Below are 13602 nucleotides of genomic sequence, written 5' to 3' on the forward strand. Positions count from 1 at the left end.
TCGTAGGGTAGGTTGCGAGGTCGTGCCCTGAACCTACTGTGCCCTGAACCTACGAACCCGAGACTCAACCGAACTCGCGGCGCTTCAGATGCGGCTTGTCCAGGCGCTCCTAGTCCTGCGCGGCGACCTCGACGTCGGCCATCTGTCGCTGCGTCCACGGGGCGACGGCGAACAGCACCAGAGCCATGAGCAGCGTGGCCACACCCAGGCCGTAGTAGTAGGCGGCGTCGGAGGCATCCTCGGTCTGGGCGATGACGAAGCCGGCCACGCCCTGCCCGGTGGCGACGCTGAGCCACCACAGCCCCATTGCCTGAGAGGCGAAGCTCTTGGGGGCCAGGGCGGTCGTCGTGGCCAGGCCGACCGGGGTCAGGAACAGCTCGGCGACGGTCTGGATGACGTAGACCAGCGCCAGAAACCACCAGGGGGACAGGTCCTGCCCACCCGGCCAGATCTGGAAGCCGTAACCCAGGATGAGCGCCGAGAGTCCCACGATGACCACCGCGATGACGAACTTCATGATGGTGGAGGGGAACCGGCCCGCCCTCCGGGTGAAGAGCATGCCGATCAGCGGAGCCAGGATCACGATCGCCGCGGGGTTGACCGACTGATAGGCCTCCGCAGTGATCGACCAGCCGAACAGGGGCAGCCGCAGATCCGTGTTGGAGTCGGCGAAGGTGGCCATCTTGCCGGCCGCCTGCTCGGTAATCATGAAGAACAGGACTGCCCCGATCCACAGGGGAATGTAGGCGCGCAGGTGCGTGCGCTCGGGGGCGGTGACCTTCGGGGAGCGGAACATGACCACGAAGTAGGCCACGGCCGCACCGACCGGCACGAGCAGGCCCGCCGTGGCGACGGTGGTCACCAGGTTTCCGATGATCGCCTGGAGAACGGCCACGACGGCGCCGACGGCCACCAGGACGCCGAGGGAGCCCAGCAGCAGCCGCCGGCGCTCCTGGGGGCGGATGGGGCTCGGGACGGTGAAGGCGAAGGCGGAGAGTTTGTGGCGGCCGTAGATGAAGGCGCCCAGGGCGAAGGCCATGCCGATGGCGGCCGAGGAGAAGCCGGCGTGGTAGCCGTAGTGCTCGCGCAGCCAGCCGGTCAGCAGGGGAGAGGCTAAGGCACCGACGTTGATGGACATGTAGAACAGCTGGAAGCCTGCGTCGCGCCGGATGTCATCGTCGTCGTAGAGGCCGCCGACGATGGTCGTCAGGTTCGGCTTGATGAAGCCGGTTCCGACGGCCACCAGTACGATCCCCGTCCAGGACGTCACGGCGCTGGGGATGGTCAGGCAGATGTGGCCCGCCATGATGACGACGCCGCCGTAGAGGGTGGACAGCCAGGGCCCGATGATGCGGTCGGCGAAGATGCCCCCGGGAATGGCCAGGAAGTAGACGGCCATCCCGTAGAGCGCGATGACGACCTGTCCGCTGGTCTCGCTCAGGCCCAGGCCGCCGCGGGCCACGGTGTCGGTGATGAAGTAGAGAAGGATGGCGCGCATGCCGTAGTAGGAGAAGCGCTCCCACATCTCCACGTTGAGCATCCAGGGAAGCCCCCGAGGGTGGCCGAACAGTCCCCGGTCCTGCCTCGACGGCGTCGTGCGCAGGCTGCGGGGCCGCCACCGGCTGGAGATGAGACGGCCGGGCTCGGCGAGCCGGCCCTCTCGCTCGTCGACCGCCGTCGCGGCGGCTGACATCAGGCCTGACGTCGAGTCGAACGTTGAGCTGGACTCGGTCTGTGCCATGGCGGTGTCCCTTTCTCGGGGCGGTGGCCGCTCGAGGCCGGCCGCAGGGGTGATCCAGGGCGCCGGGTGCTCCGTCTGACGTGAGGGGCACAGACCTGTCGCCGAGGTCAGAAGTGATGGTGCCCAGACCATAGCGCCCGGCCTGTTTCCGGCATGCTTCCGGTTCTTGGCCAGACGACGGCGGCCCCGGAGAGGACCGCAGGGGGGGGCTCTTCTCCGGGGCCACCGGGTACCGCCGCGCCGGGCGGATGACGGGGACTCCTCTAACGACGCGCGGAGGGGTAGGTCGGTAGGACTATGCGGACCGGGGTCCTCAGCGGGCCAGGGCGTCGGCCGCGGCCTTGACCTGCGGGCGCACCGGGGTCAGGCGGGTCAGCTGGGTGACGTGGCGCGGCTCGAGCTCGTTCAGGCTGGAGACCCCCAGGAGCTTCATGGTGCGGATGACCTCGTCGGAGAGGATCTCGATCATGCGGTCCACGCCCTCGCGCCCGCCGGCCATGAGCCCGTAGAGGTAGGCGCGGCCCACGAGCCCGAACTTGGCGCCCAGGGCGACGGCGGCCACGACGTCGGCGCCGTTCATGATGCCGGTGTCCACCATGATCGTGGCGTCCTTGCCGACCTCACGGACCACCTCGGGCAGGAGGCGGAAGGGGACGGGGGCGCGGTCGAGCTGGCGCCCGCCGTGGTTGGACAGCAGGACGCCGTCGACGCCCAGGTCGATGAGGCGCTTGGAGTCCTCTACCGTCTGGACACCCTTGATAACGATCTTGCCTGGCCACATGGAGCGGATGACCTTGAGGTCCTCGTCGCTGATGGTGGGGTCCATGGCGTTGTCGAGCAGCTCGCCCACGGTGCCGCCGGTGGACTTCAGGGAGGCGAACTCCAGCTTGGGCGTGGTCAGGAAGTCGAACCACCACCACGGGCGGGGGATCGCGTTGAGAACGGTGCCGGCCGTGATCTGGGGCGGGATGGAGAAGCCGTTGCGCTTGTCGCGCAGGCGGGCCCCGGCCACGGGGGTGTCCACGGTGAACATGAGGGTGTCGAATCCGGCGGCCGCAGCACGCTCGACCAGCCCGTAGGAGATCTCGCGCTGGCGCATGACGTAGAGCTGGAACCAGTTGCGCCCGTGGGGGTTGGCGGCCTTGACGTCCTCGATGGATGTGGTGCCCAGCGTGGACAGGGTGAAGGGGATTCCGGCGGCGCCGGCGGCCCCGGCCCCGGCGACCTCACCCTCGGTCTGCATGAGGCGGGTGAAGCCGGTGGGTGCGATGCCGAAGGGCATGGACGAGCGTCCGCCCAGGATCTCGCAGGAGGTGTCGACGTCGATGGCCGGGCGCAGGATGTCGGGGTGGAACTCGATGTCGCGGAAGGCCTGGCGGGCGCGGCGCAGGGAGACCTCGCCCTCGGCGGCGCCGTCGGTGTAGTCGAAGGCCGCGGCCGGAGTGCGGCGCTTGGCGATCTTGCGCAGGTCCCAGGTGGTCAGCGCGGCGTCGAGGCGGCGACGCCTGGGGTTGAGCTCGGGCGTCTTGAAGTGGAGCAGCTCGAAGATCTCGCTCGGGTTGGGCAGCTGGCGCTTGACCATAGGAACCTCATCGGTGAGTCGGATTCTGGACGCTCCGCGCGGCGCGGAGTGCTCGTGGGAGGCGACCGGCCCCCGTGGCCGGCACTGAGGTCCACGAACCACCTCATGCTATGGGACAAAGGTCACCGAAGCAAGGTTAGCCTAAGCAATCCGTCTAACGGGAAGGGGAGATTCGCAATGTCTGCGAGGCGCCAGTCTCCGGTGCGGTGGCGCCTGCTCGACGGCCGGGGATGACGAGCGCAGGACAACGACAGGGACGACAGCCCGGGCTAGGCCGCCCGGGTGTGGCCGGCCAGAGCGCGCAGACGCGCCCGCGCCCCCTGGCGTCGCAGGGCCTCGAGCTCCTCGACGAAGGTGCGTCGGAAGCGCTCGTTGGTCGCCAGGTCCCCGAAGACGCCCTCGTGGGAGATGAAGGCCGTCTCGTGGCCGGACTTCTGCGCGGCGGCCAGGAGCAGCAGCTCGTCGGCCAGCGGGTCGTCGATGGCGATCGTCTTGCCGTTCTCGGCGACGCCCTCATCGCCCAGCGCCCAGGCCGCCACCATCGCGGTCCCCAGACGGATTGGCCCACCGGCGGTGAGGTTGTCGCGCACCGTGCCCAGGACGAACTTCGGCATCCGGCTGGAGGCGTCCTGTGCCAGGCGGAAGAGTGTGTCTGCGATCGCCTCGTTGGTGAAGCGCCTGAAGAGCGTGCTGATGTAGTCGTCCAGATCGATCCCCGGCACCGAGCGCAGGGTGGCCCGCGCCTCGCGCTCAAGATAGGCCCTCACCCAGGCGGCGATATCCGTATCTGCCGCGGCCTCGTGCGCGTACTCGATCCCCAGCAGCCGCCCCCAGTGGGCCAGCCCCTGGTGGGAGGCGTTGAGAAGACGCAGCTTCATGAGCTCGTAGGGCACGACGTCGTCGACCATCTGCACCCCGACCTCCTCCCACGGGGGCCGCCCGGCGGGGAAGTCGTCCTCGATCACCCACTGGGTGAAGGGCTCGCAGACCACCGGCCAGGCATCCTCCACACCGAGTGCCCGCCGCAGCTCGGCGACGTCGGCCCGCGTGGTGCGCGGGGTGATGCGGTCCACCATGCAGCTGGGGAAGGCGACATTCCCGTCGATCCAGTCCGCCAGCTCGGGGTCGCTCATCGCGGCCTGGCAGACCACCGCCGTGCGGGCCACCTTCCCGTTGCCGGGCAGGTTGTCGCAGCTCATGACCGTCAGCGGCGCGATCCCCGCCTCCCGGCGACGCCTCAGCGCCTCAACGATGTAGCCGAAGGCGGTCGTCGGCTCGCCGGGGTGCTCGGCGTCGTGGACGGCTCTAGGTGCCTCAGTGCGGAACGCGGCGGTGGCGTCGTCAACGTTGTAGCCGCCCTCGGTGACCGTCAGCGAGACGATCCGGGTGGTCGGTGCGCTCAGGAGGGCCAGGACGGCCTCGGGGTCGTCGGGGGCGAAGAGGTAGTCGTGGATCGAGCCGATGACCGCTGGATCGCGCAGCCCACCGGGATGCTTGAGCAGCAGGGTGTAGAGGTGGTCCTGAGCCGCCAGCACGTCACGCATCCGGGCGTCCCCGGGCAACAGGCCGACGCCGCAGATCCCCCACTCCAGGCAGGATCCGCCCGGTGCGGCGGGTGCTCCTCCGCCGGGGCCGGGCCCGGCGCGCCGGCGCATGAGCCGGTCGAGGTAGGCGGCCTCGTGGGCGCGGTGGAAGCCGCCCACACCGATGTGGACGATCCCGGTGGTCATGGCGGAGCGGTCGTAGTCGGGGGCCAGGGGTGACTCAGTCAGTGAGGTGGTCAAGAAGAGGTCCTTTCCGCGCTGCCAACAGTCATCTCCAGTCAACTCCGCCTTCATGGAAAACTGATGTGCGTCCGCCTTGAGCGGCTTCACTCGGCCGTCCCGCTGCCCGCTTCAGCTCGCTGACATCCTTGCGGGAGCAGGGAAGAGACGACAAGACTCCGCGCCGCCCGAGCAGTGAGCAATCGGGCGACGCGGAGTGTAGGCGGTCTTGATGAACCTCAGTGGGCGATGACGACGCGCAGGTTGCGCGGGCCGTGCACGCCGTTGACACGTACCAGCTCGATGTCGCTGGTGGCCGAGCCGCCGGCGATCCACGTCATCGGGCGCGTGGGGTGCTCTCCCAGGACGTCGACGGCCTGCGGCACCGTCGGCATGATCGTCTCGCGCTCCAGAACCACGACGTGCTTGTCCGGCACCAGCGAGATGGCCCGGCGGCCCTGGTCCGGCTCGCCGTCGAGGACGATCGTCCCCGAGATCGAGATGCCCACACGCGAGCAGGTCAGCACGGCGTCGATCTCATTGAGGTCGAGGGTGGCGATGGCCTCCTCGCGGGAGTCCTCCACCACGGTGCGGCCGTTGCGGGCCGCCGCCTTCTTGTAGTCCTCGGGCAGCCCGGCGGGGACGACGACGGAGCGAGCCTCACCGAGCAGCTCGTCGATGGCGTCCAGGATCGCCGCGTCCTTGGGAGCGACAATGACCTCGGCCGAGTAGTCCTCGAGCTTCTCGATCATCTCGTCAACCACGGGCTTGGAGCCGGGGGGATTCTCCCCGGAGCGGATGTAGTTGCGCGGGATCGGCCCCACCGGTCGGGTCTGGGACCGGGAGATCGCGTCGCGGGCGCGGGCCAGGATCGCGGACTTCGCATCCATCACAGCTCCTCCTCGCTGGTCGAGCCGGCCGGGGCCTGGGTGGCGGATGCCTCCGGGGCGATCGGCTCAGGGTTGTTGATGGCCGAGCGTGCGTCCAGCGCGGCCGGGGTGGGCTCGCCGTCGGCGCTCGCGCTGCCGGACACCGGCTTGCCAGGAGGCGGGGGCGGGTCGGCGGGGAAGCCGTCCGCGTGACCGTGGCCGCTCTGGGCGTCGGCGACCTGGCTCAGCGGAGTCTCGCCCTCGGGGTGAGTGCGCTTCCACCACTGGCGGAAGGTCTCCGAGGGGGCCACCGGCAGGTCGCGCGCTCCGGTCCACAGGGAGGCAGGGAAGGGCAGGGCGCCGATCTTGCCGTCCTTGCCGCCCAGCAGCGCTGAGGCCTTGACCGTCTGCGAGGCGGCCGCCCACAGCGAGCTCTTCGACATCACCGGGGCCGAGACGTTCATGGCCACGTCCCACACGTCCGGCACCGCGCGGCGCTTGACGTCCACGGAGCGGGCCCGCAGGTGGATGAGGATCGTGGGGATGTCGATCTTGACCGGGCACACCTCGCCGCAGGCCCCGCACAGGGAGGAGGCGAAGGGCAGGGTGTGGACCGGGTCGTCGTCGGCCAGCCCCTGAGTGAGCTGGGGCGTGATGATCGAGCCGATCGGGCCGGGGTAGACCGAGCCGTAGGCGTGCCCACCGGTGTGCTGGTAGACGGGGCAGATGTTCATGCACGACCCGCAGCGGATGCAGGCCAGGGCCTGGCGGCCCACCGGGTCGGCCAGGGTCTTGGTGCGCCCGTTGTCCATGAGCACCAGGTGGAACTCCTTGGGGCCGTCGCCCTCGGTGACACCGGTCCACATGGAGGTGTAGGGGTTCATGCGCTCACCGGTGGCCGAGCGCGGCAGGAGCTGGGAGAAGATCTCCACGTCCTGGAAACGGGGCACCAGCTTCTCGATGCCCATGAGGGTGATGAGCGTGTCCGGCAGGGTCAGGCACATGCGCCCGTTGCCCTCGGACTCGTAGATCGAGACCGTGCCGGTCTCGGCCACGCCCATGTTCGTGCCGGAGACGGCCACCGAGGCGTGCAGGAACTTGTTGCGCAGGTGCGAGCGGGCCGCGGCCGTCAGCTCCTTGGGGTCGTCGGAGAGGTCCTCCGGGGCGTCCTCCATACGGTCCAGGAAGATGCCGCGCACCTCGGAGCGGTTGCGGTGGATCGCGGGCACCACGATGTGCGAGGGCATGTCGTCGGCCAGCTGGACGATCATCTCGGCCAGGTCCGTCTCGTGGGCGGTGATGCCCCGATCGGCCAGGTACTCGTTGAGGTTCGTCTCCTGGGTGGCCATCGACTTGACCTTGACGATGTCGTCGACGCCCTTGGAGGCGATGATGTCGGTGATGATCCGGTTGGCCTCGGCGGCGTCACGCGCCCAGTGGACGATGCCGCCGCGGGCGGTCACGTTGGCCTCGAACTGCTCCAGCAGCTCGGGCAGGCGCGAGGCCACCTCGAACTTGACGGCCTCGGCGGCGTTGCGCAGGTCCTCCCAGTCGGGCATCTCGGCGACGCGGTCGGCGCGCTTGGAGCGGATGGTGCGCGTGGCGTGACCCAGGTTGCGGCGCATCTGGGTGTTGGCCAGCGTCTTGTGCGCGCCCTCGGGGAAGGTGGGTCCCCAGCGCAGCGTGTCCTCGGGCTGCTCGACCTCGGTGCGCCACCCGCCCGTGTGGGGCATACCGAGAAATACCTGTGTCATCGTGCCACCGCCTGTGTGTGCTGAGAGTTACCGGTGTGCTGGACGTGCTTGGGGGCGAAGGAGATGTTGCCCTCGAAGGGAGCGTCCTTGGTGGAGGCCAGGATCTCGGCCAGGTGCATGATGCGCACCCCGGAGTTGACGCGGGACAGGCCGCCGCCGATGTGCATGAGGCAGGAGTAGTCGCCGGCGCACAGGACCTCGGCGCGCGTGGACATCACGTTGCTCATCTTGTCGGCGAGCATCGCGGTGGAGGTCTCGGAGTTCTTCATGGAGAAGGTACCGCCGAACCCGCAGCAGACCTCGGCGTCGGGCAGGTCGATGAGGGTGAGGGCCTCGACGGCCTTGAGGAGGCGGTAGGGGCGGTCGGCGACCTTGGCGACGCGCAGCGAGTGGCAGGTGGGGTGGTAGGTGACCGTGTGCGGGAAGTAGGCGCCCACGTCCTCGGTGCCCAGGACATCGATGAGCAGCTCGGTCAGGTCGTAGGTGTGCGCGGCGATCTGCTCGACCCGCTTGGCCAGGGCCGTGTCGCCCACGTGCTCGGCCACGAGACCCTGCTCGTGGCGGGCTGCGCCGGTGCACGAGCCCGAGGGGATGACGATGGCGTCCCACTCGCCGTCGAGCACGGGGGAGAAGGTCTCCACGTGGTTGCGGGTGATCTTGGCGGCCTGCTTGAAGTAGCCGGTGTTGGCGTGCATCTGGCCGCAGCAAACCTGTCCCTCGGGGAAGCAGACCTGGTGACCGAGGCGCTCCAGGATGGTGACGGTTGCCTGCGCTGCCTGCGGGAACATGGTGTCCGCAAGACAGGTGGCGAAAAGGGCGATTCGCACGATATGCCTCCACGACGTCGTAACTGAGACTGTCACGAGGACCGCCCGGACTCACCTGCTTCGAAGCGGGATGTGATGCGGCCTCGGCTGTATCTCAGGCTACGGCCCGGTGGTGGTGCTCATCTGACGACGACGGACTCCCGGTCGGTTGGTTCCGCTCTCTGAGACAGGTTTTCCGTTGAGGTGGTGCGATTCTGTGAGGGATGAAGGTGGGTTGAGCAGAGGGTGTCTGCGGCGTGTGGGAGGTAAGTCCTAGAGGTGGATTGCGTCATGCATTACTGCCCTTATCTGCGATGGGCTTCGAGGGGGCCTCGGCGGGAGCGCGGCCGACGCCGTCGAGAACGCACTTTTGCGGCGGGGACGTACTTTCGCGGCGAGGACTACGTTTGCCGCCAGAATGCGAGTGCCGGGGCGCAGTCGCCGGTGGGAGAACGCAGTCCTCGGCTGGGAAGTAAGTCCCCGATCGGTGCGGCTAACCCAACAGGCCCAGGGCGCCTGCGCTGCGTCCGGCAAGGTGGAGACCGAGGATCGCCGCGACCCACAGGAGGGTGACCTTGGCCTCGTACTCCAGTCGCGGAGCGATCCTGACCAGTTTGGGTAGAAAGCGCTGCCCCAGCGTATCGGCCAGGATGAGCAGAACGAGAGCGGGTGCGATCATGATCAGGCAGTACAGGGTCAAGGTGACAATCCGTACCGGCCAAGCCTCTGGTGAGGAGGCGATGATCCCGGTCGCCGCGATGTAGGGAACCATGGTGGCGGCTTCGACCAGTGACGCTCCCAGTCCCAGAACGACCATCGCCCCGGCTGAGGCGGGAGTGGGACGGCTCCCCAGAGAATCCGTTCCGGGCTCGGGTTTGGGTGGGTTGGGGCTGAGGATGCCGAAACCCGCCAGCGCCACTCCGATGACGAGGGTCGCCCACTGTGCCGTCTCGGTGTGGGCCAGGCGTGCCGCGGCGGTACTGATGAGGTCGAAGCCGGCCACGAGGGCGATCCCGAGGCTGAGATACGCCAGGCACACGGTGGTCAGGTAGATGGCCATCGGCCCGCGGTCCACGCGACGGCTGCGCACGACGAGAGCGATCGGGATGACCAGCGTGCCCAGGCTGGTGGAGTCCAGCAGGGCGAGTCCTGCCAGTGTTGCGGCGTGTTCCATGGGGTGCCTCGATCGTTGAACGGCTGTTGTCGTACGACCGTACGACAGTTCGCATACGATCGTACGAGGGATACTCTGGTGAGGCAACCGCTCTTGAGCGCCCGAGAAGTCGGTGGGATGAACGACGGCGGATGGCGCTGGCGAAGGAACTGAGACGGACAACCGCGGAGGGCAGCGTCATGGACCAGGAATCGGGCCGGCGATCGGTCCTCGACATCCTGATGTCACCGGCCGTGAGCATGACCGCTGACGCCACCATCTCGATCATTGCCGAGGAGGGCTTCGACCGGGTTAGTGTTCGCAGCGTGGCCGCCCGGCTCGGCGTCGCCCCGGGCACCGTCCAATACCGCTCGCCGAGCCGGCGAACCCTACTGACCGACGCCCTTATCCGCTCCGTCCAGCGCCAGGCCGGCCGCGTGGTCTCTCACGAGGTCGCCCCCGCGCAGCCGGAGACCTTCGTGAGGGCTCTTGCCGAGCTTCTGCCGACCGGGACTGTGCAGCGCGAGGACGCGGCCGCCTGGGTCGCCTTCGGTGCTGCCGCATCCACCAGGCCCTGGCTGGCCGATCCCTACTGGGAGGCGCTCCAGATCATGCGTACCTGGGTCGAGGGTGTTCTGGCGGATGCGCGGAAGGCCGGTCGTATGCGCGCGGACCTGTCACCCGCCGAGGGGGCGCGCCTGGTGACCGCCCTCGTCAATGGGCTGGCCCTCGACCTGCTCAACGCCCCGCCAACGGAGTCTGACGAGGTGATCGGCCAGCTGCGCTCGGGGCTGGGCCTGATCCTGCGAGGCCTGTGAGACCCGCGGAGCCTACGACGGTGTCCGTCGGCCGTGAGTGCCGTCAAGGACGCACGTCGAGGTTTGAGGGACGTGATCCGGGCATCCGTCCTCGAGCCCCAAGGTGCGTCTTCGCGGAAGCATCGGGCTCAGCCGGCGGGGCAGGCCCCGACCTCGAGCTGGCCGTGACTGTTGGAGCCAGTGGCCACGACGCCGCCGTCGGCGCGTAGGCCCACGGTGTGGGTCGCGCCCGCCGCAATGGCCACGATGTCGTGCCAACGGCCCACATCGCACTGACCGGCCTCCGATCTGCCCGCTGCGACGACCGTCCCGTCGGCCCTCAGTCCGACGCTGTGATAGCTGCCCGCCGCCACGGCGGTGATATCGGTCCAGCTCTCGATCCCCGACCAGAACTCCGGGCGCCCGGCCGCGCGAACAGTGCCGTTGTCCAGCAGGCCGAGGGTATGGAGGTAGCCCGTGGAGACCGCGCGTACTCGGCGCCAGTCGTGAACCTCGCACTGGCCCGCGGTGTTGTTGCCTGCTGCGCAGACGCTCCCGTCGGCACGAACGGCCACCGTGTGCCAGTCGCCGCAGCTGACACCCGTGAGCTCGCGCCAGTGGCCCACCTGCCGTTGCCCCTCGACGTCGCGGCCGGTGGTCATCAGCGTCCCGTCGCCTCGCAGTCCTGCGCTGAATCTCCATCCTGCGGCGATGGCGACGACGTCCCACCACTCCTGGACATCGCACTGCCCCTGCGCGTTCCAGCCGCAGGCCAGCACCGTTCCGTCGTTGCTTAGGCCCAACGTGTGGGACCGGCCGGTGTTGGCGGCCACGTGGACGCTGCCCGCCGCCACGGAGGCGACGCCTCGCCACTGCGAGACCTGGCACTCTCCGGCACCGTCCGCTCCGACGGCGACCACCTTCCCGTCGGGGAGGCACCGGACGGTGTGCCGACGTCCAGCGGCCAGGGGAGCATGAGTCATCACGGGGCCTCCTTCGTGCCCATCCCAGCAGAATCGCGTCGCTCTAGCCAGTGAAGCCGCCGCGGGGACGTACTTTCGTGGCGAGGACTGCGCTTGCGGCCAGAATGTGCGTGCCGGGGCGCAGTCGCCGGTGGGAGAACGCAGTCCTCGGCCGGGAAGTACGTCCCCGATCCGACGCCGTAGGCGCGAGTACGCGCACGGCGCCCCCGGAACCGCGAAGGAACCGAGGGCGCCGTGCGTAGGAGTCAGGCTCTGGCGGCCTCAGACACCCAGCCCCACCTGGGAGGCCAGGAACACCAGGGTGCCCAGCACCAGCAGCAGCCCGATGGAGTAGGGTGCCGCCTTCTTGAGAATCTCGGCGTCCGTGCCGGGGGCATCCACCGCGGTCGAGGCGATGGCCAGGTTCTGCGGGGAGACGATCTTGCCCAGCCCGCCACCGATGGTGTTGGCGGCCAGCAGGATCTTCGGGTCGAGCCCGGCCCCCTGGGCGGCGGTGGCCTGCAGGTTGGCGAACAGGGCGCCCGCGCTCGTCGCCGAGCCGGCCACGGCGGTCCCCACCCAGCCCAGGGCCGGGGAGAGGAAGGCGTAGGCGGCGCCCGTGGCGGCCAAGGCCGCACCGATCGCGGAAGTCTGGCCGGAGAAGTTCATGACGTAGGCCAGGGCCATGACGGCCGCGATCGTCAGGATCGCCATGCGCAGCGTGTAGCAGGTCTTGGCCAGCGTGGCGAAGCCCTTGCCCACGCTCATCTCGAACTTGCCCGGCACCGAGCGCGCCGCGTAGATGAAGGTCACGATGATGGCGGTCAGGAAGATCCAGGTGCCCGGGTTGGACAGGGTCTGAAGGTTGTAGATGGCGCTCTTGGAGGCCTCGCCCTTGGCGTTGAGGAGCTGGCCGTACACGCCGGGCCACTTCAGCGGCAGGTCGGTGGCCTTGAAGGCCTTGTCGAGGTTGATGCCCAGGGTCCACAGCTTGGTCGTGGCGATGATGACCACCACCAGGATGTAGGGCAGCAGGGCCAGGATGACGCGCTCGCGGTCGGGGGCGTCGTCGGCGGCCACCTGGGAGCGGTACTCCTCAGGGGTCGTGGGGGTCCACACCAGCAGGAAGACGTAGGAGGCGGCCAGACCCAGCAGGGAGGCCAGCACGGCGGTGAGCTCGTAGGAGATCGAGGGGGTGAAGAAGTGACCCACCCCGGTGGCCAGCCCCGCCACGATCGCCAGCGGCCACAGCTGCTTGACGCCGCGCGCGCCGTCGAGGATGAACAGCAGCAGGAGCGGGATGAAGGCGCAGAACACCCAGGTCAGGTGCCCCATGGCGGTGGCGACGCTCACCGGCTCCTGGCCGCCGAGCTTGCCGGCCGTCGTGGTGGGAATGGCCATGGCGCCGAAGCCCACGTTGATGGCGTTACCGACCATGACGACGACGGCCGCCTTGAGCTTGGGCAGGCCCAGGGTCGCCACCATGGCGGCGGCGATGGCCACCGGGGCGCCGAAGCCGGCCAGTCCCTCGAGCAGGCCGCAGAAGGAGAAGGCCACGATGAGGGCCTGGGCGCGCATGTCGCCCTTGCCGATCACGTTGAACACGGCCTTGAGGTCCTTGGAGCGACCCGAGACGTCAGTGAGGTTGTAGAGCCACACGGCCGCGATGATGATGTAGATGATCGGGACGAATCCCAGCGCCATGCCCTGGGTGGCGCTCATGACCGTCATGCCCACCGGCATGTGGAACAGGGTGATCGCGGTGGCGGCGGCGATCACCAGGGAGATGATGGCGCACCAGTGGGTGGCCACCTTGAACACGCCCATGAGGACGAAGAACACCACCAGCGGTAGCAGCCCCACCGCAGCGGTGAGGTAGACGTTGCCGCCCACGGCGGTGGTCGACGGCGTGAAGGCGGCGGGCAGTCCCGCCAAGGCTGGGACGAGCGGTGCCGGATGCATCGGCAGGGCTGACAGGACGGCTGGCGTCATGGCTACTCCACTGTGAGTACTGATGGGTCGTCCAGGTCGTCAGCGGGGCTGAGTGAGCAGCCGCGCTGCTGCGTCCTGGGTACTAAGGCCCAACGATCATGCCATGGAGATGGTGGGTTGTGCACCATATGAGACGGCCGCGTGCCATCTTCTCCCGTCCTTCCAGGTGAAAGTGGGGCCCGG

The 13602-nt window shown here is 68.9% G+C and carries 10 protein-coding genes; 1 reads left to right on the forward strand and 9 read right to left on the reverse strand.

What is annotated here, in order from left to right:
* Positions 1 to 109: 109 nt before the first annotated feature.
* The 7 genes from HW274_RS02415 to HW274_RS02445 form a co-directional block, all read right to left on the reverse strand.
* Positions 110 to 1693, reverse strand: a complete 1584-nt coding sequence (locus HW274_RS02415; RefSeq protein ID WP_185989549.1) for a peptide MFS transporter — start codon at positions 1691 to 1693, stop codon at positions 110 to 112.
* A gap of 361 nt (positions 1694 to 2054) precedes the next feature.
* Positions 2055 to 3323 carry an alpha-hydroxy acid oxidase gene (locus tag HW274_RS02420; RefSeq protein ID WP_075255235.1) on the reverse strand — a complete coding sequence of 423 codons (1269 nt, stop codon included), beginning with the start codon at positions 3321 to 3323 and terminating at the stop codon, positions 2055 to 2057.
* 269 nt (positions 3324 to 3592) lie between these two features.
* Entirely contained in the window at positions 3593 to 5161 is a 1569-nt protein-coding gene (locus HW274_RS02425) for a mannitol dehydrogenase family protein (protein ID WP_075255248.1), read from the reverse strand.
* A gap of 164 nt (positions 5162 to 5325) precedes the next feature.
* On the reverse strand, positions 5326 to 5976 hold the full coding sequence (locus HW274_RS02430; RefSeq protein ID WP_060956706.1) for a lactate utilization protein C: 651 nt from the start codon (positions 5974 to 5976) through the stop codon (positions 5326 to 5328).
* Positions 5976 to 7709, reverse strand: coding sequence for a LutB/LldF family L-lactate oxidation iron-sulfur protein (locus tag HW274_RS02435; protein WP_075255236.1), 1734 nt, complete (start codon positions 7707 to 7709; stop codon positions 5976 to 5978). The genes HW274_RS02430 and HW274_RS02435 overlap by 1 nt, the downstream gene beginning before the upstream one ends.
* Entirely contained in the window at positions 7706 to 8536 is an 831-nt protein-coding gene (locus HW274_RS02440; protein ID WP_003789184.1) for a (Fe-S)-binding protein, read from the reverse strand. The genes HW274_RS02435 and HW274_RS02440 overlap by 4 nt, the downstream gene beginning before the upstream one ends.
* A 472-nt stretch (positions 8537 to 9008) precedes the next feature.
* A complete protein-coding gene (locus HW274_RS02445; protein ID WP_075255237.1) occupies positions 9009 to 9689 on the reverse strand; it encodes a GAP family protein in 681 nt (226 codons plus the stop codon).
* Positions 9690 to 9928: 239 nt separating this feature from the next.
* Here HW274_RS02445 and HW274_RS02450 point away from each other — a divergent pair, with 239 nt between their 5' ends.
* Positions 9929 to 10486, forward strand: a complete 558-nt coding sequence (locus HW274_RS02450; protein WP_239653297.1) for a TetR/AcrR family transcriptional regulator — start codon at positions 9929 to 9931, stop codon at positions 10484 to 10486.
* Between the two features lie 128 nt (positions 10487 to 10614).
* Here the strand turns inward: HW274_RS02450 and HW274_RS02455 are convergent, their stop codons facing one another.
* A complete protein-coding gene (locus tag HW274_RS02455; protein WP_075255239.1) occupies positions 10615 to 11448 on the reverse strand; it encodes a chromosome condensation regulator in 834 nt (277 codons plus the stop codon).
* Between the two features lie 261 nt (positions 11449 to 11709).
* Complete coding sequence (locus tag HW274_RS02460; protein ID WP_075255240.1) at positions 11710 to 13419, reverse strand: L-lactate permease; 1710 nt, start codon at positions 13417 to 13419, stop codon at positions 11710 to 11712.
* Positions 13420 to 13602: the final 183 nt, after the last annotated feature.

Source organism: Actinomyces sp. oral taxon 169 (assembly GCF_013394715.1).
GTDB lineage: Bacteria > Actinomycetota > Actinomycetes > Actinomycetales > Actinomycetaceae > Actinomyces.

What these genes read in the sequence shown, in the direction of transcription:
- HW274_RS02415 (WP_185989549.1), bottom strand. Translation starts at nt 1,693, where the DNA reads ATGTCAGCCGCCGCGACGGCGGTCGACGAGCGAGAGGGCCGGCTCGCC.
- HW274_RS02420 (WP_075255235.1), bottom strand. Translation starts at nt 3,323, where the DNA reads ATGGTCAAGCGCCAGCTGCCCAACCCGAGCGAGATCTTCGAGCTGCTC.
- HW274_RS02425 (WP_075255248.1), bottom strand. Translation starts at nt 5,161, where the DNA reads ATGAAGGCGGAGTTGACTGGAGATGACTGTTGGCAGCGCGGAAAGGAC.
- HW274_RS02430 (WP_060956706.1), bottom strand. Translation starts at nt 5,976, where the DNA reads ATGGATGCGAAGTCCGCGATCCTGGCCCGCGCCCGCGACGCGATCTCC.
- HW274_RS02435 (WP_075255236.1), bottom strand. Translation starts at nt 7,709, where the DNA reads ATGACACAGGTATTTCTCGGTATGCCCCACACGGGCGGGTGGCGCACC.
- HW274_RS02445 (WP_075255237.1), bottom strand. Translation starts at nt 9,689, where the DNA reads ATGGAACACGCCGCAACACTGGCAGGACTCGCCCTGCTGGACTCCACC.
- HW274_RS02450 (WP_239653297.1), top strand. Translation starts at nt 9,929, where the DNA reads ATGACCGCTGACGCCACCATCTCGATCATTGCCGAGGAGGGCTTCGAC.
- HW274_RS02455 (WP_075255239.1), bottom strand. Translation starts at nt 11,448, where the DNA reads ATGACTCATGCTCCCCTGGCCGCTGGACGTCGGCACACCGTCCGGTGC.
- HW274_RS02460 (WP_075255240.1), bottom strand. Translation starts at nt 13,419, where the DNA reads ATGACGCCAGCCGTCCTGTCAGCCCTGCCGATGCATCCGGCACCGCTC.